We start from the raw sequence: 22314 nt of genomic DNA, 5'->3' as shown, positions 1-22314 counted from the left end.
CGGCGGGCAAGATCGAAATGCGTATATCTGTTCTATATCAGATATATTGATCTAATCAATTGCATCACGCGCGCTTCTGCTGATGAATGGACGTCAGCGTATCGCTCAGAATGTCGAAGATGCGCGGCTCGAGCGTCTGGGAGACGTTGAACCGCATGTAGTCAGTGGCTGTCTGCGACAGGCTGAAGGCGTTGCCCGGCGCCATCACGAGCCCCTTCTTCAAGGCGAGTCTAGCGACCTCGGCCGCATCGATGCCCTCAGGCAGCCTGCACCACAGGAACAACCCTGCCTGAGGCTCCAGCCAGGGCTTGATCCCGATCGCCTTCAGACGTGACGATACGTCGAGCATCGCGTGTGCAAGCTTTGTGCGTAGCGTATCGACATGCTTGCGGTAGCTGCCGTCGCTAAGAACGTTGAACACGAACTCAGCCGAAAGGCGGCCGCCGCCAAACGACGTTGCGATTTTCAGATCCGTCAGCCCTTCGATCCATTCCGGTTTCGCAGCGATGAAGCCGCAGCGCGCCGCGGCCGACAGGGTCTTCGAGAAGCTTCCGATATGAATAACGCGATCCAGCCCATCGAATGCCGCCAGGCGCGGGGCCGAGGTAAACTCGAAATCCGCGAAAATATCATCCTCGATGATGGTCACGCCGAATTGCTCGGCAATCTTCAGCACCCGGTGTGCCGTGACAGGCGAGAGCGTTGCGCCCGTCGGATTGTGGATCGCCGAATTCGTGATGTAGAGCCGCGGCCGCTCAGTCGCGACCACCTGTGCGAAGATCTCCAGGTCCGGTCCGATCGGCGTATAGGGCACGCTGACGATCTTGGCGCGGTGAGCGCGCAACAGGGCGTGAAAATTGAAGTAGCAGGGATCGTCGACCAGCACCGTGTCGCCGGGCTCAAGCAGGAACCGGCACAGCAGGTCTATTGCCTGCGTTCCTGACTCCGTCAGCATGATCTGATCCGGTGACGCCTCCAGAGCACGGTCGGCCAGACGTCGGGCGATCAGTTGCCGGAGCGACGCCAATCCAAGCGGTGAGCCGTAGTCAGCCAACGACGTGGCCCCTGCCCGCGAGAGCGCCCGCAGTCCGCGTCGCATCCCCTCCTCCGGCAGCCAGCTGGCCGGAAGCCATCCGCAGCCCGGCTTCAATGCATCGCCCGCTGTTTCAAGCGATTGGCGGGAAACCCAGAACGGATCCACGTCGCGGTCAAGTTTCGGTCCACTCTCCGCCACGGAGAACGGAGCGACTTGATTGGCGACATAGAACCCCGATCCGGGGCGCGCATGGACGACGCCTTCGGCAACCAGGCGCTGGTAGGCATCGACGACCGTAGATGTGGATACCTTCAGACCGGCAGCCAGACCTCTGACGGAGGGGAGCTTGGCACCTGCCGCCAGACTGCGGCTCGCGATCCGCTGTCGAACTGTCGCCATGACCATTGCCACGCGTGTCGTGCGCGCAGGCACTTCATCAGTGGTCATCTGTATTGCCTTCCGAACCATAACAATTTTACGAAAGCGTACCATTCCGTTGCTGGCGACACCATCGGCTTTGTTCGATAACACCGCTGCAATAATGGAGTGAAAGATGGACCGGACACTGTCGGGATGGCTCAACGGTTTTGTGGGCGTGGTAATTTTCAGCGGATCGCTGCCGGCGACGCGAGTGGCGGTGATGCAGTTCGATCCGGTGTTTCTCACGGCGGCGCGTGCCGCCATCGCAGGAATGCTTGGCCTTGCGCTGCTTGCCCTGTTTCGCGAAAGCCGTCCGAGCCGACGTGATATTGTTCCGCTGATAGTGGTTTCACTCGGCGTCGTTGTCGGCTTCCCACTGCTGACGGCACTTGCCCTGCAGCATGTCACCTCCGCGCATTCCATTGTCTTCATCGGCTTGCTGCCGCTTGCAACGGCGATATTTGGGGTTATCCGTGGCGGAGAGCGCCCGAAACCAATGTTCTGGCTGTTTTCCGGCGTTGGCAGCGCGCTGGTCGTTGGCTTTGCACTATGGCAAGGCATTGCTGCGTCGTTTGTCGGCGATGCCTTGATGTTGGCCGCCATCGTCGTCTGCGGGCTCGGCTATGCCGAAGGCGCGCGCCTGTCGCGTGTGCTCGGAGGCTGGCAGGTCATTTGTTGGGCACTTGTCCTTGCGCTGCCATTGATGCTTGTCATCGCGGCCGGGACGATGCCGGCAAGCTTCTCCGACATTGGTCCCTCCGCTTTTGCCGGCCTTGCCTATGTCTCTCTCTTCAGCATGCTGATCGGCTTCGTCTTCTGGTATCGTGGGCTTGCGCAAGGGGGGATTGCGGCCGTCGGGCAATTGCAGCTCCTGCAGCCGTTTCTTGGTCTGGCGCTCGCCGCCACACTGCTGCACGAGAGGGTAAGCGTTTCGATGTTCGCTGTGACGGTCGCTGTTATCGTCTGCGTCGCAGGTGCCCGAAAGTTTGCCCGCTAGCCTCTGCTCTCGCTGACAAAAAAGTCCCGCGGCAATGCCGCGGGACTTCTATTGGGCCGTGACCGGGAGAGAGTTGGTCAGGCGGCCTGAACCTTGTGGTTAGTGCGGGCCCATGCCGGCAGCCAGTCGCCGTGCGCGGCCAGCAGTTCGTCCGTCATCGCCCAGATCTGGTCGAGATCGAGTTCGGCGGCCGTATGCGGGTCCATCATCGCAGCGTGGTAGATGTGCTCGCGATTTTCCGTCATCAGCGCCTGAACCGTCAGTTCCTGCACGTTGATGTTGGTGCGGATCAGCGCCGTCAGCTGTGGCGGCAGGTCGCCGATGAAGGTCGGCTGGATGCCTGACGCATCCACCAGGCAGGGAACCTCGGCCGCGCAATTGTCAGGCAGCGAGGTGATGCAGCCATTGTTGCGGACGTTGCCGTAGATGACGGAGGGTTCGCCCGTCCAAACGGAGTTGATGATCGAGGAAGCGTATTCCTTCGACTGCGCAACTTCGATCTTGTCAGCCGACTTGTAAGCTTCCGCCTGCCCCTTCCAGCGGGCGATCTGCTCGATGCAGCGCTTCGGGTATTCGTCGAGCGGGATCCCGAACTTCTCGATCAGGTCCTCGCGGCCTTCCTTGATGAAATAGGGGGTGTACTCGGCGAAGTGCTCGGAGCTCTCGGTGACGAAGTAGCCGAGGCGCGTCAGCATCTCGTAGCGCACCTTGTTCGGGCAGCGCGGGTTCCAGCCCGGCTTCGGAGCGCGGCCTTCACGGTAGGCGCGCACGAGATCCGGATAGAGGTTCTTGTAGGAACCGTCGGCCTGACGATGCTCGAACTTCAGGTAGAAGGCCATGTGGTTGATGCCAGCCGAGCGGTAGCGGATTTCCTCGTAGGGGATGTCGAGGTCGTGCGCCAGTTCCATCGCGGTGCCCTGCACCGAGTGGCAAAGACCAACCTGCTTGATCGTCGGGTATTTTTCCGAGATCGCCCAGGTGTTGATCGCCATCGGGTTGACGTATTGCAGCATGATCGCCTCGGGGCAGACCGCGAGCATGTCTTCGCAGATCTTCCACAGGTGCGGGACGGTGCGCAGGCCGCGCATGATGCCGCCGACGCCGAGCGTGTCGGCGATCGTCTGACGCAGGCCGAACTTCTTCGGAATCTCGAAGTCGGTTACCGTGCAGGGCTCGTAGCCGCCGATCTGGAAGGCGACGACGACGAAATCGGCGCCGGTGAGTGCCTTGCGCTGGTCCGAATAGGTCTCGGCCTTCGCCTTGACGCCAAGTGTCGAGATCAGCTTGTTGACGACGATGGCGCTTTCTTCAAGCCGCTGCGGGTTGATATCCATCAGGGCGATGGTCGCGCCCGACAGCGCCGGGCGCTGCAGCACGTCGCCGATGATGTTCTTCATGAAGACGGTGGAACCAGCACCGATGAACGTGATCTTGGGATTTCTTGCCATTATAACCTCCGGCATGTGCAATCAGGCTACCTCGAAAGCGGCTTTGACGAGCCGTTCCGTGTAGGCGGTCTTGGGATTGGTGAGAACTTCGTTGACGGGTCCCTCTTCCATGATCTTGCCATGCTGCATGACAATCACCCGGTGGCAGAGGGCACGCACGACCTTGAGATCGTGCGAAATGAAGAGATAGCTGAGACCCCGCTCGTCCTGCAGCTTGCGCAGCAGTTCGATGATCTGGGCCTGGACCGAAAGGTCAAGCGCCGACGTCGGCTCGTCGAGCAGGATGAATTCCGGCTCGAGCGCGATGGCACGGGCAATGGCGATACGCTGGCGTTGGCCACCGGAGAACTCGTGCGGAAAACGCGAGAGAATATTGCCGGGCATGCCTGCCGCGATCAGCGCCTCGCGGACGCGGTCGAGCCGCTCTGCCTTGGTCGCTCCGAGCTTGTTGACGACGAGCCCTTCCTCGATGATCTGGCCGATGGTCATGCGCGGGTTGAGCGATGAGAACGGATCCTGGAACACGATCTGCATGCGTGAGCGCAGCGGCCGCATTTCCGCACGCGATTTTCCGTGGATCGGCTGGCCGTCGAAATAGATCTCGCCGCTATCAGGCTCGTTCAGCCGGACAAGCGCCTGGCCGAAGGTCGTCTTGCCGGATCCGGATTCGCCGACGAGGCCAAGTGTTTCATGCCGCCGGAGCGTCAGGTTCAACCGGTTGACGGCGATGAGCTCCTTCAGTTCCGGCTTGAAGAACCCGCCATGGCGCATCATGAACGAGACACGCACGTCCTTGGCATCGAGGATGACGTCCGAGCCCTCAGGCAGCGGATTGGCCTGACCACGTGGTTCCGAACCCAGCAGGTGCTTGGTGTAGGAGTGCTGCGGATTGGCAAAGAGGGCCTCTGTGGTGTTGTGCTCGCGCATCTCGCCATGCTGCATGACGTAGACGTAGTCGGAGAACTGGCGCACGACCGTCAGGTCGTGGGTGATCAAGATCACCGCCATCCGCAATTCCTTCTGCAGGTTGCGGATGAGGTTCAGGATCTGCGCCTGCACCGTCACGTCGAGGGCGGTCGTCGGTTCGTCGGCGATCAGCACATCGGGATCGTTGGCGAGCGCCATGGCGATCATCACGCGCTGGCGCTGCCCCCCGGAGAGCTGATGCGGATATTGTCTGAGCCGGGCTTCGGGATCTGGAATCTGGACGTGCTGCAGGAGCTCGAGCGCCCGGGCTTCCGCCTGCTTCTTGCTCACCTTGCGATGCACGCGGATCGCCTCGACGATCTGGCTGCCGATCGTATAGATCGGATTGAGCGAGCTCATCGGTTCCTGGAAGATCATCGAGATGCGGTCGCCGCGAAGCTTGCGACGGTCGCGCTCGGAGAATTTCAGGATATTGGCGCCGTCGTAGGTCACAGTGGATTTCGGTGAAACCACCGCACGCTTGGACAGCAGGCCCATCACGGTGCGTGCGGTGACCGACTTTCCGGAACCGGATTCGCCGACGATCGCGATCGTTTCTCCGCGATAGAGCTGGAAGGAGATGTCCTTCACAGCCTCGACAGTGCCGTGCTCGACCTTGAAGTTGACCGCGACGTTGCGCGCATCGATGACAGGACTTTCCGACCGTCCCTCATGATCGAGGCGCACCGGCGGGGCGAAAGAGTTGACGAGTGCAAGAGCCATCTTGGTCACCTCAATAAGGATCGACTGCATCGCGCAGACCGTCACCCAGCGCGTTGAACGCGAAGACGGTGATCAGCACGAAGCCGACGGGCGCCAGAATCCAGGGATAGGTGCCGATAACGGAGTAGTTTGCGGTATCCTGAAGCATCAGACCCCAGGAAATCAGCGGTGGCTTCACGGCAAAGCCGAGGAAGCCGAGGAAGGATTCCAACAGCACCACGCTCGGGATATGCAGCGTGACGGCGACGATCACGTGGCTCATCACGTTCGGGAAGATGTGCTGGAAGATGATCCGTCGGTCGGTGGCGCCGACAGCCATGGCAGCCCGGACATAATCGATGCGCGCGAGTGCCAGTGTCTTGCCGCGGACTTCGCGCGACATCTGAGCCCAGCCGAGTGCCGACATGACGATGATGACGAAGCCGAGGAAGACATTGGTCGGTGCCGTCACCGGGATAAGCGACGTTAGCGCCAGATAAAGCGGCAGTTGCGGGAAGGCGAGCACCACTTCGACGAAGCGCTGTACCCAGGTGTCGAAGGCGCCGCCAAAATATCCCGACACCATGCCGACCGTAGTTCCGATCACGGTGACGATGAAGACGACGGTAAGCGCAATCGTCAGCGAAATCCGCGAGCCGACGATGGCGCGCGACAGCACGTCCCGGCCGAACTTGTCAGTGCCGAGGAAATGCACCGGCTGCCCCGTAGTCGAACCGAAGAAGTGCCGGTCTGTCGGAATGAGACCGAGGAGCTTGTATTCAGCCCCGCTCACGAAGAAGCCGAGGAGGTTCGGATTATCATAGTCCGGGCCGACGATCGGCTGGAAGGTCACCGGGTCGAGTTCTTCCGACTCGGTCAAGCCATAGACGCGTGGCTGAAAGACGAAATTGCCGTCCTTATCGTGGAAGCTCATCATCTGCGGTGGGGCAAAGCCGACATCCGTCGCCTTCGGATCCATCGGCGCGAAAAACTCCGCGAAGATCGCCATTATCAGGAGCATGGCAACCAGCACGAGGCCGATAGTCCCGGTCCACGAGCGTCTCAGGCGGCGCCAGACCAGCGCCATGTAGCTTTCATTGCCATGCGGCACCGACTTGACGGTTTCCTCGTGCGGCGGCGGGGGAGCGGAATCGAATGCGAGCATATCAGGCTCCTCCGTACGTACGGACGCGAGGGTCCAGCATCGCAAGCAGCATGTCGGCGATGATGTTGCCGACGATGAGCGTGGCGGACAGCACCATCATGAAGGTGGCCGTCACGTAGACGTCGCCGATCGCCATGGAGCCGACGATTGCGGGCCCAACGGTTGGGAGGGAGAAGATGATCGCGGTCTCGATCTCGCCGGTCAGCATGTAGGGGAGCACGACGCCCTGATACATGACGAGTGGATGCAGTGCGTTTGGCACCGCATGGCGCATGACGACCGCACCGCCGGAAAGGCCCTTCGCCCTCGCCGTCTCGACGTACTGGGCGTTCAGCGTATCAAGCAGATTGCCGCGCATGACACGCATGTTGTAGGCGAGCCCGCCGAAGGTGGCGATGGCGACGACCGGCCAGACATGGTGGACGAGATCGACAAATTTCGCCCAGGACCACGGCGCGCCGCCGTATTGCGGCGAGAAGAAGCTACCGATTTCCGCGACGTTGAACTGGAATACCATGAGATAGACGATGATCAGCGCCATCAGGAAGCGCGGCACCGTCATGCCGAGGAAAGAAATGCCGGAAAGCAGGCTGTCGATCCAGGAATACTGGCGGGTCGCGGCCCAGACGCCGAAGGTGATGCCGAGCACGGATGCCAGGATGTGGCAGACCAACGCCAGTGCAAGGGTGCGCGGCAGGCGCTCAGCGACCACGTCGGCCACCGGCTTATTGTAGAACATGCTGTAGCCGAAATCGCCCTGCGTCACGATCCCTTTGATCCAGTTGAAATACTGGATGACCATCGGTTGGTCGAGCCCGTGGGCGACGCGATAGGCCTGGGCCTGCGCATCGGCGGCCGCGAAGGAGGCTCCACTCTGATTGATCAGCTGCGAACGGATGTAATCGGCATAGTCGCCGGGCGGCGCCTGGATGATCGCGAAGGTCACGATGCTGAGGATGATCAGCACCGGAATCGCGGAGGCTATGCGCACGAGCAGGAATCGGAACATCTGACGGTTCGCTTCTCATTGCGGCCAGTCGCTGTCTCTATGCGGCTGGCTAGTTGATCTTGGCCGGCCGCGCATCACACGCGACCGGTATCTTTCGTTGGGAGGAGAACGCTTAGTTGATCGGACCCTTGTCGCCAGGCTTGCCGGGCAGCTGCTCAGGGAACAGCTCGTACTTGCCCTGCTTGTCAGCAGCCACCCACAGACGTTCGCGGATGACGGAGTCTTCAGCCCAGTTGAACATGAAGATCGGAGTTCCAGCCGGCACGTTCGAGAAGCGCTTGTTGATGATCAGCGCACCCGGATACTCCGTGAGGCCGACCGTATCGACATTCTCGGTCGCGACCTTCTGATACTGCTTCATCAGGTCGACGCGCTCGTTGTTGTCCTGGCTGGTCTGGAACTTGGTTACGATGTCGACCAGCTTTTCTTCATAGGGCATCAGGTCAAGCTTGCCGTCCTTGCCGGCGCGGTGCTGCCAGCTCGTGCGGGGACCGACAGGCGCAAGCTGTTCGGTGTTCTGCACGACGGAAGCAAGCTCCGGTGAGCTGCGCTGGATCAGCCAGTCGAAACGACCCGCATAGTGGGCGTCATCACGCTTCGGACCATCCAATGCATTGAGGATGACCTTGATGCCGAGCTTTTCCATCTGCCCGATGACGCCTTCTGCAAGGCTCTTGTCGGTGGCGTAGGCGTTGTTGACCAGAAGCACGATTTCGACGTTCTTGCCGCCTTCGGTGCCGGCGGGGAAGTTCACGAAGCCGTCGCCATCGGTATCCTTGAGGCCGGCCTTGGCGAGCAATGCCTTGGCGCCCTTCAGGTCGAACGGGTAATAGACCACCGAGTTGCGGTCGTAGAAGCTCGTGCCCGACGACAGGCCACCCGGATAGATCGCGGTGAACGGACCCTTGACCAGCGAGTCGCCGATCGCCTTGCGGTCCAGACCCATGGTGACCGCCTTGCGGAAGTCCTCATTGCGGTTCAGTTCGCGAACAGCCTGGCCACGTGCATCAGGATCGCCCCAGCCGTTGGCCGAGAGGTTCATACGCAGGTTGTAACCGATCAGGCGCGGGCCGAAGGCAAGGCGTGCCGGTGCGGTCTTCTCGGCAGCGCGCTTCAGTGACGCCACGAAGTTTTCAGGCTGCTCCAGGTTGGAAATGTCGCCGGAACCGGCAACGGCCTGCACGTCTCGGTCAGCCCAGGTGGAGAGCTTGTAGTGCAGTTCGTTGAGGTAAGGCAGCTGGTTGCCCTTCTCATCGACCTTCCAGTAGTAGGGGTTGCGGCGCATGACGATGATGTCGTCAGGACGATATTCGACCGGCACCCAGGCGCCCATGACCGGCATGTTCATGAATTCCGGCGGGAAAGCATTCTTGAACTGGTCGTAGGTGTTCTTCGAATACTTCGGATGCTGTGGCTTCAGGATGTGCGACGGACCCGGGCAGAAGCTCGGATAGGACATCGTGTAGAGGTACTGCTTCGGGAAAGCGTCCTTGAACGTCCATTCGACGGTGTAGTCGTCGATCTTCTTCAGCGTCGTGCCCTCGCCGAAGGCTTCCGGCGATGCGCCACCACCGAGCGGCGAGACGTTCGGGTCGATGACTTCATCTTCCCAGTAGAACATGATGTCGTCAGCGTTGAAGGCGACGCCATCCGACCACTTTGCGCCTTCGACGAGGTGCATGGTCAGCTTGTGGCCATCAGCAGACCATTCCCAGCTCTTGGCGAGGTTCGGAAGCGGTTCGGTATCCTTGGCTTCGACCTGGAAGAGCGGTGCCGTACGCGTCAGGCATTCGGAGAGACCGATATCGATGCCGCCCCAGCCCTGCGTCTGGCCGGCGCCATAGTTCCAGCCTTCCGGCCGGCCGCCGATAACATGGCGCAGGGTGTCCCCGTAGACGCCGACGCCGTCGACCATGTTGTCGGTCTTGAAGACGAGCGGTTCCTTGGGCAGGCGATCCTTGACGGGAGGCAGCTTGCCGGTGTCGACGAAGTTCTTCTTCACCCAGTCCGGTTCGTTATACGAAGGCAGCGCCTTGAACTCTTCGATCGAGTCTCTCGAAACGTATTTGATCTTGCCTTCCGCCGGGAACGGCGGCGCAACGGGCGGTACCGTCGGCTCGGAAGCATAGGCGCTCAAAGCCGAGACCGAGACGCTCAGCGCCAGTCCGGCAAGAATGCCAAGGTTGCGGTAATTTCTCATCGTCTCTCCCTCTTGTTTCGAGGCGCTTGCGGCGACCCCGGTTCTCCTCAAACGATCCGGAAACGGGCTTGCGGCGATGGGGTCCCTCCCGGAGCCCCATCGCCACCCGTCCTCCGGGAAACTCAGACGGCCTGCTTGAGCGCCGCCTTCTCGGCACGAAGTTCTTCGATCGACCGAACGTTGCGGCGCGCAGCGCCTGTCCATTCACGGGTCTTGACCGTCGATTTCGTCAGGCGCTCCTTCGCAGCCGGAACAGCATCAGCATATTGCGGCAGCCAGCGAGCCTGGGCGACAACCATCTCGTCGACCATCTGCCAGACCTCTTCCGGTGTTGCGACGGCACCGACCAGCGGGTCGTGCAGCACGGCAAGCTTCAGGAGGTCGATATCGCCGCTGACGGCGGCATGGACCGACATGCGCTGGACGTTGATGGACGCCATGCAGGTTGCAGCGCAGGCTTCCGGGATCGTGACGCCGGAGACCATGTTGATGCCGAAGCGGTCAACGAAGCCGGGCGATTCGATGATCGCATCAGCCGGCAGGTTGGTGATGACGCCATTGTTCTTGACGTTGAAGTGGCCGCGATAGACACGCCCTGTTTCCAACGCCTCCAGAATATGGCTCGCATGCTCGTTCGAACGCTTGGACCGATCGAGCGGCTTCGACGCCGACTCCAGGAACTGTGGGAATTCGGTTTCGAACCAGTTGCGGGTTTCGGTGGAGTGGCGCAGGTAACCGCCGGTTTCGCCATGGATCCAGTCGGACATGTCGATCCACTTGGTGATCTCGTCCGGCCGCTTGCGATACCAGGGAAGGTATTCCGACAGGTGGCCGTTGCTCTCCGTCGAATAGACACCGAAGCGCTTCAGGACGTCGATGCGCAGCTTTTCCTGCTGCGAGAAGACGGGATGCGCTTCGAAGGCGGCAACCAGTTCGTCCTTGCCGATCTTGCGACCGTTGAGCTTGAGATCGACGAACCAGGTCTGGTGGTTGATGCCCGAGCAGATGTAGTCGAGTTCGGACGGCGACTTCGCGCCGAGTACCTCGGCGATCTGTTCGGCGCCATGCTGCACGCCGTGGCAGAGGCCGACGGTATCGACCTTGCCGTATTCGATCGCAGCCCAGGTGTTCATCGCCATCGGGTTTGCGTAGTTCAGGAACTTTGCGCCCGGCTCGGCGACTTCGCGGATGTCTTTGCAGAAGTCGAGGATGACGGGAATGTTGCGCTGACCATAGAGAATGCCGCCCGCGCAGATCGTGTCACCGACGCACTGGTCGATGCCGTACTTGAGCGGGATACGGATATCGTCGGCATAGGCTTCGAGACCGCCGACGCGCACGCAGCTGATGATATAGCGCGCGCCGGTCAGCGCCTCGCGACGGTTCGTCGTCGCCGTCACCTTTGTCGGCAACTTGTTGGACGCGACGATCGTGTCGAGGATCTGCTTGATCATCTGCAGATTGTGCTCGCTCATATCCGTCAGCGCGAACTCAACATCCTGGAATTCCGGCACACAAAGGATGTCGGTGAACAGTTTTTTGGTGAAGCCGACGCTGCCAGCGCCGATGATAGCGATTTTGAAACCCATGGTCCTTGCCTCAATGCGATCAAATGTGCCGGCGTTGAACGATGAGAAGAAGAATAGGACCCGGGCTTGCGCTCGATGCCAAAAAAGGCCAGAAATCCGGCTTATTCTCCTCCCCGCCGCTCCTCGGTGCTGGCGGTGTTCTCTCTCTTGAGGGCGGATTATGCGCATATTCGGCGGAGCCGCCAGAGAAGGATTATGCTTTCATGGGTAATTCTGTGCTGCAACAACTGATTGACAACGGACCCATCATGCGGACCGTATCGCTGCCGCGCGGCCGCCAGAGCCTGCACACAATGCCAACGAGCACCGGTTACGAAATCCGCGAGGACGCGACCTATGACTGGGATGGCCGCAAACGCGGCCAGACACCCTTTACCGTGCTTCAGCATACGATCCGCGGTTCGGGGAACCTGCGATACGAGAATCGCGAAATGCGCGTGAAGGAGGGTGAGACTCTGCTTGTCCTCGTTCCTCACAATCACCGTTACTGGCTCGAAGATGGCGATCGCTGGGAGTTTTTCTGGATTTCGATGAACGGCGAAGAGGCGCTGCGCATCCATCGCTCGATCCTTGCGGTGACCGGCCCGATTCTCAAACTGCAGCCGCAAACGATCGAGCATCTGGCGGATTGCAGCCTCCGGCTGATCAATGGCGGCGAAACGCCGGGGCTGGCCTCGGCCATCGCCTATGAGGCGGCCATGGCACTGTACGACGACGTGTTCGGTTCGCATCCGGTCTTCAGCGAAGAATACCGAACGATGCAGCATGTCATCGACTACATCATGGCAAATCTTGAACGCCCGCTGCCGGTTGAGGACCTGGCGCGGGTCGCGGGCCTCAGCCGAGCACATTTCTCGCGAATGTTCGCGGCAAACGAGGGCCTGCCGCCGGCCGAGTTCGTTCTGCAGAAACGCCTGAAGCGTGCCGTGAAGCTGTTGACCAAAACCGCGAACATGCCCGTCAAGGAGGTTGCGATCCGTTCGGGCTTCGAGGATGCCAATTACTTCTCGAAGGTATTCCGCCGCGTCTACGGTACGAATCCAACCGAGTTTCGTACGACAGGCATGTATGCGAGCGTCGGCAAAGGACGCTGACGCCCGCGACGAGTGCATGAGCTACCGCGCGCTTTCGTAGCTGAGCTTGGGGTACCAGGTGGGCGGACGGCCTTCAGGGGTCGTGTCGAGGACGTTCCAGAGCGGCATGAAGTCCGGTGCGCCTCGCGGATCCTGGCCGGGATCCGCCGTTGCCGCCCCCATTTCCGGGTTCCAGAAATGACGGATCACACCATCCTTGATCGTGAAGACGTTGTAGGCGGGTTCATCCCCGCCATCTGGACCGATGGCGTGATAATCGCGACTGAACTCTTCCGTCGTATCTGAATAGAGTGGCAGATGATGCCAGCCTCGTTCCTTCTTGAAAGCGAGCAACCGCTCGATCGGCGAGCGCGCGACAACCGCAAAGGCAACCTGCTGCGTGATATCAGGCACCTCTCCGTCAAACGCCGACAGCATCGACGTGCACATCGGGCATGGACGCTCACTCCGCGGGCCGTACATGTAGCTGTAGATCACAAGCGTTGGCTTGTCTGCGAAGAGGTCTTTCAGGCTGACCTCACCGTCCGGGCCTTGAAAGCGATAGTCCTTCGTCACTTGCCCGCCTGACGGCAAGGCGCGGCGCTGTTCCGCGACGCGCTCGATATGGCGGCGCAGCTCGATTTCCTCGGCGAGCAGCTCGTCGCGCGCGCGACGATATTCAGGGCTTTCATTTGGAAAACTAAGGCCGTTTCGTCGGGCCAGCTCTCTTGCGGAAACAAGTTTATTCGCATCCATCATATCAACCTCCTCAGGCTTTTGACGGGCGGATCTTTCCACCTCACGACAAGAAACGTTTGGGGAGCGGGAAATTCGACATCAGCAAGAAAAGAAATTTCGCTCTGACCGAAGGCCGACGCGATACAGCCGGCAGTGATTGCCGGTGGCGCAGGGAAATCTGCATTACTCGACAGTCTTCGCCGTCACGGTCAGGCTGGTTCCATAGGCATCTCGCAGCTCGCTATCCTCGACGCTGCGATCCACCGCCTTGTGCAAAAGCATCGAGGTGAAGCCCGCCTTGTAAGACCCTTCCACCAAAGTAACGTCGGAATTGCCCGGATTGTCAGAGCGCTCGAACCAATCGACCGGGTGGCGGAGAAGATTCATCTCGATCGCCCTGTTGGTCACGCCGTGACCAACGACGATCACATCGACGCCATCGTCCCTCTCATGCACGATATTCTGCAGGAACAGCCGCACGCGCTGGGCGACATCCGCGCGGCTCTCTCCATCCGGCGGACGCGCGTAGAACTTTCCGCTATTGTTGCGCAGGCGCGCCCATTTCTCGAATTCGTCGGGAAACTTCTGTTTGCGCTCGGCGTGATCGTAAATCTCGGTGAACAGGCCGAAATCCTGCTCGCGCAACAGATAGTCCTCACGGACGTCACCGACGATATCGAACGGCAGCGTTTCCAGAACGGCATCCTTGCTCTGCCGTGTCCTCAGATACGGCGAGTACCAAATGGTGAGCTTGCTCGCTTCAACGGGCGGATGATCGTGAAGGTAGGCGGCAATCGCTCGTCCGGCGGTCAGAGCCTGACGATAGCCCCATTGAGACAGCGGAACGGCATGATCACCGAACTGCCGGTAGGCTCGTTCGTCCAGATTGCCAAGCGACTCGCCATGTCGAAGAAGAATAAACCGCATCAGCTGTCCGCATTTCCCCATGTAGAATACCGACATCATGGAACGTGATGTCTCCGACTGCAACGCGGAGACATCACGAGTAGCAACAGTTTCGCGCTTACTGCGAGGCGGGGGCGAAGCGAGCCACCAAGGCATGCCGATCACCGGGATAGGTGAAGCGCACATGCGTGACCGGCCCGACGTTGCTCCAGGTCCGGCGCTCAACGACCAAACATGCGGTGTGACGGGCGATATCGAGGGCTGCCGCCTCATCCGGTCCAGCTGAGACCGCATGAATGCGATGTTCGGCACTGCTCCAGGGAATCTGATTGATGAGCCATGCACCGGGTGCGGTTTCCGAGAAATCGGCGGTCGCCGCTTCCGGGACCGTTGCGAGGCTGATCAGTCTCTGCTCCAGGCAGAACGGTCGCCCACCCGCCAGATGAACGCAGACGACATCAACAACAGAGGATCCCGGCGCGACATCGAGGCGCCTGATGTCCTCGGCCTTTGCCTTGCGTTGCTCACGCTTCGAAACGGTGAAGGCATAGGAGAGGTTCAAGGATTGAACTTCTGCCCGGATATCGTGAATCTCGAGCACAGCCGATTGAGCCTGCGGTTGCGTGACGAAACTGCCCGACTTCTTCCGGCGCTCGATAAGACCTGCCTTGGCAAGCTGGGTCAGCGCCTTGTTCACGGTCATGCGCGAACAGTCGTATTCCTTTGTAAGATCGAGCTCAAACGGGATGCGGTGGCCCGGCGGCCACTCGCCCGAAACGATGCGGCCTTCGATATCGCTCACGATCCGCTGGTGCAAGGTTGCGTCCTTGCTTTGGTTCATCGTCACGCTCCGTTTAATGCCTCCCGCTCTAATGTGTATGTTGTCGCCTGGAAAGCCCTATGCAGCGAGAAGCTCGCTCATCGCTTTCAGGAAACGTCGGTTGATCGCCTCGCGCTTGACGTGACGCCCGCCGGCGACCTGCTTGCGACCGAGCGCCCAAACGCTGTCGACAGCCACCCCTCCTGCGAAAACCCAGTGATCGAGCAACTGATCCTCGGACAGATAAGGCACGGCTGATTTGTCCAGTGAAATAAGATCCGCATGGTTGCCGACCGCGATACCGCCCGGTGCCTTCAGCGCAGCACCCCCACCAGTGATTGCGTGATCGAAGAGGCTGCGAGCCGTGGAGCCCCCCGGCACCGCGACCACATTGCGAGCCCTCAGCGCCAGACGTTCGGAGTACTCGAGTTGCCGCAATTCATCCGAAAGCGAGATCAGCACGTTGGAATCCGAACCAACACCGAGCCGACCACCTTCGTCGATGAAGAGCGGCGCCTGGAAGGTGCCATCGCCGAGATTGGCTTCTGTGATCGGGCAGAGACCGGCGATCGCTCCGCTTCGCGCCATGCCGCGCGTCTCATCATCGGTCATGTGTGTCGCGTGTATCAGGCACCAACGGTTGTTGACCGGGGCGTTGGCAAGCAGCCACTCAACCGGGCGCGCCCCCGACCAGGCAATGCAATCCTCGACTTCTTTCACCTGCTCGGCGATGTGAATATGGACCGGCCCCTCGCCCGCGAGCGGTACGACCTTGACGAGCTCCTCAGGCGTTGCGGCCCGGAGGCTATGAGGTGCCAAGCCCAACTCCGCTCCTGACAGTGCCGATGTGATCTTGCGACAGCCATCCATCAATGCGGCAAAGCTGTCGAGCGAGTTGATGAAGCGTCGCTGACCGTCGATCGGCGCCGCGCCGCCGAAGCCGGAGTGGGCATAAAACACTGGAAGCAGGGTCAATCCAATTCCGCTGGCATTTGCGGCCGCGCCAATACGTTCAGCGAGCTCAGCAATGTTCGCATAGGGTGTACCGTCCTTGTCGTGATGCAGGTAGTGGAACTCGCCGACGCGAGAAAAGCCGGCTTCCAGCATTTCCATATACAGCTGGGCCGCCACTGCCTCGACATGTTCGGGTGTCATCGAGAGCGCGAACTTGTACATCACCGTGCGCCAGCTCCAGAAGCTGTCGTTCGCCGGCCCCCTCACTTCCGCAAGCCCGGCCATCGCGCGCTGGAAGGCATGGCTGTGGAGATTGCTCATCGCGGGTACGAGAGTGTCGTGACGCTCATCCCCGGGCTCCGCCGCAACGCCCGTTTCAACGCTTGCAACAAGACCGTCCGCGATCGCCAGCCGGACGTTCTTCTGCCACCCCGACGGAAGAAGTGCTGCGCTTGAATGAAGCCTGGTCGTTACCGTTTGAGCCATAACGCTTTTTCTCCTCTTTAGCGTCGCACATCTTTCTTTTCGATGGAGCTGCGCAAAATTTCACTTGTCACCCGTTTATTATGTATATACATGTTTCCACATAAAGGAAGGCGCAAAGCTGATGAATGGGAACAAATTTTCAAGCACCGAGGCGTCCGGAGACCTCCGCCAGCATCTGTGGCGGAATGCGCGACTGGCAACACTAGACCCGCAAAAGCAGGGCCTCGGCATCGTCGAAAAAGGCGCCATCGTTACGCAGGGCGGCCGGATAAGCTTCGTCGGCCCGGAAGCGGAATTGCCGGTGTCGGCGATAGAACGCGCCGAGATCACCGACCTCGAAGGCCGCTGGGTCACCCCCGGCCTCGTCGACTGCCACACCCACATCGTTTACGGCGGCAATCGTGCCCGCGAGTTCGAAATGCGGCTGGAAGGCGCGACCTATGAAGAGGTTGCCCGGGCCGGTGGCGGTATCGTCTCTTCCGTCAAGGCCACGAAAGCGCTCACGGTAGAAGGACTTGTCGAAGCAGCACTCCCCCGACTGGATACGCTGATCTCGGAAGGTCTGACGACGATCGAAGTCAAGTCGGGCTACGGCCTGAACATCGATGGCGAACTGAAGATGTTGCGGGCTGCCCGCCAGCTTGAACGTGTGCGCCCGGTTCGCGTCGTCACTTCCTATCTCGGCGCACATGCCACACCCGTCGAGTACAAGGGCCGCAACGGAGACTACATCACGGATATCGTCATCCCGGCCCTCGAGCGCGCTCGCACCGAAGGTCTGGTCGATGCTGTCGACGGCTTTTGCGAGGGGATCGCGTTCTCGACAGCCGAGATCACGCGGGTCTTCGACAAGGCCAAGGCGCTCGGCGTGCCGGTCAAGCTGCATGCGGAGCAATTGTCGAACCTGGGCGGCGCGAAACTCGCGGCATCCTACGGCGCCCTCTCCGCCGATCATCTCGAGTACCTCGACGCAGAGGGTGCTGCCGCGATGGCTGCGTCAGGCACGGTTGCCGTTCTGCTGCCGGGTGCCTTCTATGCGATCAATGAAAAGCAACTGCCACCTGTTCAGGCGTTGCGCGACGCCGGCGCCCATATCGCCATCGCAACCGATTGCAATCCCGGCACCTCGCCGCTGACCTCGCTGCTGTTGACGATGAACATGTCCGCGACGCTCTTCAAGCTGACGGTCGAGGAATGCATCGCCGGCGCGACCCGCGAAGGTGCCCGCGCCCTGGGTCTCCTGGACGAGACCGGAACGCTTGAGACCGGCAAGTCGGCCGACTTCGCCATCTGGGACGTCGAGAGCCTCGCCGAACTCGTCTACCGCATCGGCTTCAACCCGCTTAATGCACATGTCTTCAAGGGCGAAAGGATCGACCGTTGACCATTACCCTTCATCCAGGCTCCGTTTCGCTCAAGGATCTGGAAACGATCTATTGGACCGGCGAGCCGGCAATGCTCGATGCATCCTTCGATGCCGGCATCGCAAAGGCAGCCGCGCGGATCGCCGAGATCGCCGCCGGCAATGCGCCCGTCTATGGCATCAATACCGGTTTCGGAAAACTCGCCTCGATCAAGATCGACAGCGCCGATGTTGCGACGCTCCAGCGCAACCTCATCCTTTCTCATTGCTGCGGTGTCGGTGCTCCGCTTCCTGAAAACGTCGTTCGCCTGATCATGGCCCTGAAGCTTGTCTCGCTTGGCCGCGGCGCGTCCGGCGTGCGGCTCGAACTCGTTCGACTGATTGAGGACATGCTGGAAAAGGGTGTCATCCCCCTCATTCCGGAAAAGGGCTCCGTCGGCGCCTCCGGCGACCTCGCACCGCTCGCTCACATGGCAGCCGTCATGATGGGCGAAGCCGAAGCCTTCTACGCCGGCGAACGTCTTTCCGGCAGCGCCGCGCTTGAAAAGGCCGGTCTGAAGCCTGTCGTGCTTGCCGCCAAGGAAGGCCTCGCGCTGATCAACGGAACGCAGACTTCGACAGCACTCGCACTTGCCGGTCTTTTCCGGGCGCACCGTGCTGCGCAGGCAGCACTTATCACCGGCGCGATGTCCACGGACGCGGCAATGGGCTCCTCGGCTCCGTTCCACCCGGATATTCACACGCTCCGCGGCCACCGGGGCCAGATCGACACGGCCTCCGCACTTCGGGCACTGCTTGAAAAGTCGGTCATTCGCGAAAGCCACATCGAAGGTGACGAGCGGGTACAGGATCCCTATTGCATTCGCTGCCAGCCGCAGGTCGACGGCGCCTGCCTGGATCTGCTGCGCTCCGTGGCGCGGACGCTTGAAATAGAGGCGAACGCGGTCACCGACAACCCGCTGGTGCTCTCGGACAACTCGGTGGTTTCAGGCGGCAACTTCCATGCCGAGCCGGTGGCCTTTGCCGCGGACCAGATCGCACTTGCGGTCTGCGAGATCGGTGCGATCGCGCAACGACGCATCGCGCTGCTCGTCGACCCTGCCCTCTCCTATGGACTGCCGGCCTTCCTGGCGAAAAAGCCGGGGCTGAACTCAGGCCTGATGATCGCTGAAGTAACGTCGGCCGCCCTGATGTCTGAAAACAAGCAGATGTCGCACCCGGCCTCGGTCGATTCCACGCCGACCTCCGCCAACCAGGAAGACCACGTGTCGATGGCGTGCCACGGTGCGCGCCGTCTGCTGCCGATGACCGAAAATCTTTTCAACATCATCGGCATCGAAGCGCTGACAGCGGCCCAAGGGGTCGAGTTCCGCGCTCCCTTGACGACAAGCCCCGAGCTGCAGAAGGCGATCTCGACCATCCGCGGCGTCGTGCCAACACTGGAACTCGATCGCTACATGGCGAACGATCTGAAGGCGGCGGGCGATCTGATCGCGACAGGCGCGCTCAACGGATCTGTCTCTTCCGGCATCCTGCCGGTCCTGGAGAGCTAAGATGGCTGTGTTCGAAGTCAAACAAGGCTCATCGCCTGTCATCCTCGGATTTCCCCATACCGGCACCGAGGCACCAGCAAACATATGGGAACGCCTGAACGATAACGGCAAGCTTCTTGCCGATACCGATTGGCATATTCACCATCTCTATGACGGCCTCCTGTCGGACGCGACGACGGTCCGGGCGACGTTCCATCGCTATGTCATCGACGCGAACCGCGATCCGGCTGGTGTCAGCCTCTATCCCGGCCAGAACACAACCGGCCTTGTTCCCGAGACGGATTTCGACGGCAAGGCCATCTGGAAGGATGGACAGGTCCCTGATGAGGCCGACATCGCAAAGCGGCTGCGGGACTTCCATGCCCCCTATCACGCGGCTCTTGCGGCCGAGATCGAACGCGTCCGGGCAATCCATGGCGTGGCGATCCTTTATGACTGCCACTCGATCCGCTCCCACATCCCGTTCCTCTTCGAAGGAAAGCTGCCGGACTTCAACATCGGCACGGATATGGGCAAGACCTGCGACAGCGCCATCGAGCAGGCAACGCTGACCGCCGTCAAGGCGGCCGAAGGTTACGACAGTGTCCTCAACGGCCGCTTCAAGGGCGGATGGACGACGCGGCATTACGGGCAGCCGGAGACCGGCGTGCACGCCATCCAGATGGAGCTCGCGCAGTCGACCCATCTTGAGACCGAGGCGCCGCCATTTGCATATGACACCGCCAAGGCAGAGCGCCTGCGCGTCCATCTCAAAGACATTCTGGTGCGTATCGAACAGATCGCGCCGGGCCTGAAACGATAACGATCACTCGACAGGGGGAACCCGCATGACCTCGAATCCACGCCACAATATCCGCGAAATCCGCGCGCCGCGCGGCAACGAGCTCAGCGCCAAGAGCTGGATGACCGAAGCGCCGTTGCGCATGCTGATGAACAACCTCGACCCTGACGTGGCCGAAAACCCGCACGAGCTGGTGGTCTATGGCGGCATTGGCCGCGCCGCCCGCACCTGGGCCGATTTCGACCAGATCGTCGCGACGCTCAAGACACTGACCGAAGAAGAAACGCTGCTGGTGCAATCCGGCAAGCCCGTCGGCGTGTTCCGCACCCACAAGGACGCGCCGCGCGTCCTGATCGCCAACTCCAACCTGGTTCCCCATTGGGCAACCTGGGACCATTTCAACGAGCTGGATAAGAAGGGCCTCGCCATGTACGGCCAGATGACGGCCGGCTCGTGGATCTATATCGGCACGCAGGGCATCGTTCAGGGCACCTACGAGACCTTCGTCGAGGCCGGCCGCCAGCATTATGGCGGCAACCTCAAGGGCAAGTGGATCCTCACCGGCGGCCTCGGTGGCATGGGTGGCGCGCAGCCGCTCGCAGCCGTCATGGCCGGCGCCTGCTGCCTCGCCGTTGAAAGCGACGAGACCCGCATCGATTTCCGCCTTCGCACGCGCTATGTCGACGAGAAGGCGAAGACGCTCGACGAGGCGCTTGCCCTGATCGACAAGTGGACCAAGGCAGGCGAAGCCAAGTCCGTCGGTCTGCTCGGCAACGCCGCCGAGATCTTCCCCGAGCTCGTTCGCCGCATGAAGGCTGGCGGCCCGCGTCCCGATATCGTCACCGACCAGACGTCGGCCCACGATCCGCTCAACGGCTATCTGCCTGTTGGCTGGACCGTCGCCGAACACAGGGCAAAGCGCGAAAGCGACCCCAAGGCCGTCGAGGCCGCCGCTCGTGCCTCGATGAAACAGCATGTCGAAGCCATGGTCGCCTTCTGGGATGCCGGCGTACCGACGCTCGACTACGGCAACAACATCCGCCAGGTGGCCAAGGAGGAAGGCTTCGAGAATGCCTTCGCATTCCCGGGCTTCGTGCCGGCCTATATCCGGCCGCTCTTCTGCCGCGGCATCGGTCCGTTCCGCTGGGCGGCACTATCAGGTGATCCGGAGGATATCTACAAGACCGACGCCAAGGTGAAGGAGCTGCTGCCGGACAACAAGCACCTGCACAACTGGCTCGACATGGCCCGCGAGCGTATCGCTTTCCAGGGTCTGCCGGCGCGCATTTGCTGGGTTGGTCTCGGCGATCGTCACCGCCTGGCGCTCGCCTTCAACGAAATGGTGAAGAACGGCGAGCTGTCGGCACCTGTCGTCATCGGCCGTGATCATCTCGACTCCGGCTCGGTCGCCTCACCCAACCGCGAGACCGAAGCCATGAAGGACGGTTCGGATGCCGTTTCCGACTGGCCGCTGCTCAACGCGCTGCTCAATACCGCATCGGGTGCGACCTGGGTTTCGCTGCATCACGGCGGCGGCGTCGGCATGGGCTTCAGCCAGCACTCCGGCGTCGTCATCTGCGCCGACGGCTCCGATGATGCCGCCAAGCGTCTCGAGCGGGTGCTATGGAACGACCCGGCCACCGGCGTCATGCGCCACGCCGACGCCGGCTATGACATCGCGATCGATTGCGCCAAGGAAAAGGGCCTGCGCCTGCCTGGAATTCTCGGCAACTGAGATATTGCACCGGGCCTCAGAACGTCATGAGGCCCGGATACTGCAAGACGGCCTGATCGACGGTCACCAGCGGCACGCCTTCGATGATCGCCTGCGCAATGAGGATCCTGTCGAAAGGGTCCTTGTGGATCTGCGGAAGGCCGACGATCGCAATGGCATGCTCACTGTTGATCGGCAGCTCGGTATAGCCGTTCGCGAGCAGGCGATATCTGAGAACATAGGGATCGGCGCGAAAGTCCGAGCGTGCCTGCGCGTGTTTTATCGCCGTTTCCCATATGCTGGCAGGACTGAAGAGGAATTCGTTCTGTTCGTCTTCAATCAGGCTTTTGATGGACGTGGGGAGCCGACCCGATATCGCCGGCGGCCCAGGTCA

At 61.0% G+C, this 22314-nt stretch carries 18 protein-coding genes; 6 read left to right on the top strand and 12 right to left on the bottom strand.

The genetic code is table 11. The features are described from left to right. Window positions 1-64: 64 nt before the first annotated feature. Window positions 65-1504, bottom strand: a complete 1440-nt coding sequence (locus FZ934_RS20945) for a PLP-dependent aminotransferase family protein (RefSeq protein WP_153272837.1) — start codon at window positions 1502-1504, stop codon at window positions 65-67. A gap of 85 nt (window positions 1505-1589) precedes the next feature. Between FZ934_RS20945 and FZ934_RS20940 the strand changes: the two genes are divergently transcribed. Next, window positions 1590-2453, top strand: coding sequence for a DMT family transporter (locus FZ934_RS20940; RefSeq protein ID WP_153272836.1), 864 nt, complete (start codon window positions 1590-1592; stop codon window positions 2451-2453). A 77-nt stretch (window positions 2454-2530) separates the two neighbouring features. Here the strand turns inward: FZ934_RS20940 and FZ934_RS20935 are convergent, their stop codons facing one another. From FZ934_RS20935 to FZ934_RS20910, 6 genes are all read right to left on the bottom strand, one after another. Further along, the gene (locus FZ934_RS20935) at window positions 2531-3901 is read right to left on the bottom strand and encodes an alpha-glucosidase/alpha-galactosidase (protein ID WP_153272835.1); all 1371 of its coding nucleotides are present in this window, start codon (window positions 3899-3901) and stop codon (window positions 2531-2533) included. A 21-nt stretch (window positions 3902-3922) separates the two neighbouring features. Beyond that, the gene (locus FZ934_RS20930; RefSeq protein ID WP_153272834.1) at window positions 3923-5590 is read right to left on the bottom strand and encodes an ABC transporter ATP-binding protein; all 1668 of its coding nucleotides are present in this window, start codon (window positions 5588-5590) and stop codon (window positions 3923-3925) included. 10 nt (window positions 5591-5600) lie between these two features. Continuing rightward, window positions 5601-6734 (bottom strand): ABC transporter permease, encoded by a 1134-nt coding sequence (locus tag FZ934_RS20925; protein ID WP_153272833.1) that lies wholly within the window; start codon window positions 6732-6734, stop codon window positions 5601-5603. Window position 6735: 1 nt separating this feature from the next. Further along, window positions 6736-7743: an ABC transporter permease gene (locus tag FZ934_RS20920; RefSeq protein ID WP_153272832.1), complete on the bottom strand. Its 1008-nt coding sequence runs from the start codon at window positions 7741-7743 to the stop codon at window positions 6736-6738. Between the two features lie 112 nt (window positions 7744-7855). Further along, window positions 7856-9943, bottom strand: a complete 2088-nt coding sequence (locus FZ934_RS20915; protein ID WP_113364619.1) for an ABC transporter substrate-binding protein — start codon at window positions 9941-9943, stop codon at window positions 7856-7858. Between the two features lie 122 nt (window positions 9944-10065). Further along, window positions 10066-11532, bottom strand: a complete 1467-nt coding sequence (locus tag FZ934_RS20910; RefSeq protein ID WP_153272831.1) for an alpha-glucosidase/alpha-galactosidase — start codon at window positions 11530-11532, stop codon at window positions 10066-10068. Window positions 11533-11735: 203 nt separating this feature from the next. Here FZ934_RS20910 and FZ934_RS20905 point away from each other — a divergent pair, with 203 nt between their 5' ends. After that, window positions 11736-12626: an AraC family transcriptional regulator gene (locus FZ934_RS20905; RefSeq protein ID WP_153272830.1), complete on the top strand. Its 891-nt coding sequence runs from the start codon at window positions 11736-11738 to the stop codon at window positions 12624-12626. A 21-nt stretch (window positions 12627-12647) separates the two neighbouring features. Here the strand turns inward: FZ934_RS20905 and FZ934_RS20900 are convergent, their stop codons facing one another. The 4 genes from FZ934_RS20900 to FZ934_RS20885 all read right to left on the bottom strand — a co-directional run bounded on the left by FZ934_RS20900 (window position 12648) and on the right by FZ934_RS20885 (window position 16509). Beyond that, window positions 12648-13361 carry a DUF899 family protein gene (locus FZ934_RS20900; RefSeq protein WP_153273970.1) on the bottom strand — a complete coding sequence of 238 codons (714 nt, stop codon included), beginning with the start codon at window positions 13359-13361 and terminating at the stop codon, window positions 12648-12650. 165 nt (window positions 13362-13526) lie between these two features. Then, the gene (locus tag FZ934_RS20895) at window positions 13527-14270 is read right to left on the bottom strand and encodes a histidine phosphatase family protein (RefSeq protein WP_153273969.1); all 744 of its coding nucleotides are present in this window, start codon (window positions 14268-14270) and stop codon (window positions 13527-13529) included. A gap of 97 nt (window positions 14271-14367) precedes the next feature. Further along, a complete protein-coding gene (gene hutC, locus FZ934_RS20890) occupies window positions 14368-15090 on the bottom strand; it encodes a histidine utilization repressor (RefSeq protein ID WP_153272829.1) in 723 nt (240 codons plus the stop codon). 57 nt (window positions 15091-15147) lie between these two features. Next, on the bottom strand, window positions 15148-16509 hold the full coding sequence (locus FZ934_RS20885) for a formimidoylglutamate deiminase (RefSeq protein WP_153272828.1): 1362 nt from the start codon (window positions 16507-16509) through the stop codon (window positions 15148-15150). Between the two features lie 121 nt (window positions 16510-16630). On the opposite strand from FZ934_RS20885, the gene hutI reads away from it, so the two are divergent. From hutI to hutU, 4 genes are read left to right on the top strand one after another with little or no spacing between them, the layout of a single operon-like run. Then, complete coding sequence (hutI, locus tag FZ934_RS20880; RefSeq protein WP_153272827.1) at window positions 16631-17893, top strand: imidazolonepropionase; 1263 nt, start codon at window positions 16631-16633, stop codon at window positions 17891-17893. Then, on the top strand, window positions 17890-19425 hold the full coding sequence (hutH, locus tag FZ934_RS20875; RefSeq protein WP_153272826.1) for a histidine ammonia-lyase: 1536 nt from the start codon (window positions 17890-17892) through the stop codon (window positions 19423-19425). The genes hutI and hutH overlap by 4 nt, the downstream gene beginning before the upstream one ends. Before the next feature lies 1 nt (window position 19426). After that, the gene (hutG, locus tag FZ934_RS20870) at window positions 19427-20227 is read left to right on the top strand and encodes an N-formylglutamate deformylase (RefSeq protein WP_153272825.1); all 801 of its coding nucleotides are present in this window, start codon (window positions 19427-19429) and stop codon (window positions 20225-20227) included. 25 nt (window positions 20228-20252) lie between these two features. Then, a complete protein-coding gene (gene hutU / locus FZ934_RS20865) occupies window positions 20253-21941 on the top strand; it encodes a urocanate hydratase (protein ID WP_153272824.1) in 1689 nt (562 codons plus the stop codon). 16 nt (window positions 21942-21957) lie between these two features. Here the strand turns inward: hutU and FZ934_RS20860 are convergent, their stop codons facing one another. Continuing rightward, a complete protein-coding gene (locus tag FZ934_RS20860; protein ID WP_348649121.1) occupies window positions 21958-22218 on the bottom strand; it encodes a type II toxin-antitoxin system VapC family toxin in 261 nt (86 codons plus the stop codon). Window positions 22219-22314: the final 96 nt, after the last annotated feature.

Source organism: Rhizobium grahamii (assembly GCF_009498215.1).
GTDB classification, from domain to species: Bacteria; Pseudomonadota; Alphaproteobacteria; order Rhizobiales; family Rhizobiaceae; genus Rhizobium; species Rhizobium grahamii_A.
Note: the sequence above shows the minus strand (reverse complement) of the source record. Positions and strands in the feature narration are given on the sequence as shown.

Excerpts from the sequence above, each read along its gene's own strand:
- FZ934_RS20935 (WP_153272835.1), bottom strand. The coding sequence starts at position 3,901 with ATGGCAAGAAATCCCAAGATCACGTTCATCGGTGCTGGTTCCACCGTC.
- FZ934_RS20905 (WP_153272830.1), top strand. The coding sequence starts at position 11,736 with ATGGGTAATTCTGTGCTGCAACAACTGATTGACAACGGACCCATCATG.
- FZ934_RS20885 (WP_153272828.1), bottom strand. The coding sequence starts at position 16,509 with ATGGCTCAAACGGTAACGACCAGGCTTCATTCAAGCGCAGCACTTCTT.
- FZ934_RS20930 (WP_153272834.1), bottom strand. The coding sequence starts at position 5,590 with ATGGCTCTTGCACTCGTCAACTCTTTCGCCCCGCCGGTGCGCCTCGAT.
- hutC (WP_153272829.1), bottom strand. The coding sequence starts at position 15,090 with ATGAACCAAAGCAAGGACGCAACCTTGCACCAGCGGATCGTGAGCGAT.
- FZ934_RS20920 (WP_153272832.1), bottom strand. The coding sequence starts at position 7,743 with ATGTTCCGATTCCTGCTCGTGCGCATAGCCTCCGCGATTCCGGTGCTG.
- FZ934_RS20915 (WP_113364619.1), bottom strand. The coding sequence starts at position 9,943 with ATGAGAAATTACCGCAACCTTGGCATTCTTGCCGGACTGGCGCTGAGC.
- FZ934_RS20900 (WP_153273970.1), bottom strand. The coding sequence starts at position 13,361 with ATGGATGCGAATAAACTTGTTTCCGCAAGAGAGCTGGCCCGACGAAAC.
- FZ934_RS20940 (WP_153272836.1), top strand. The coding sequence starts at position 1,590 with ATGGACCGGACACTGTCGGGATGGCTCAACGGTTTTGTGGGCGTGGTA.
- hutG (WP_153272825.1), top strand. The coding sequence starts at position 19,427 with ATGGCTGTGTTCGAAGTCAAACAAGGCTCATCGCCTGTCATCCTCGGA.
- FZ934_RS20945 (WP_153272837.1), bottom strand. The coding sequence starts at position 1,504 with ATGGTTCGGAAGGCAATACAGATGACCACTGATGAAGTGCCTGCGCGC.
- FZ934_RS20895 (WP_153273969.1), bottom strand. The coding sequence starts at position 14,270 with ATGCGGTTTATTCTTCTTCGACATGGCGAGTCGCTTGGCAATCTGGAC.
- hutI (WP_153272827.1), top strand. The coding sequence starts at position 16,631 with ATGAATGGGAACAAATTTTCAAGCACCGAGGCGTCCGGAGACCTCCGC.
- FZ934_RS20925 (WP_153272833.1), bottom strand. The coding sequence starts at position 6,734 with ATGCTCGCATTCGATTCCGCTCCCCCGCCGCCGCACGAGGAAACCGTC.
- hutU (WP_153272824.1), top strand. The coding sequence starts at position 20,253 with ATGACCTCGAATCCACGCCACAATATCCGCGAAATCCGCGCGCCGCGC.
- FZ934_RS20910 (WP_153272831.1), bottom strand. The coding sequence starts at position 11,532 with ATGGGTTTCAAAATCGCTATCATCGGCGCTGGCAGCGTCGGCTTCACC.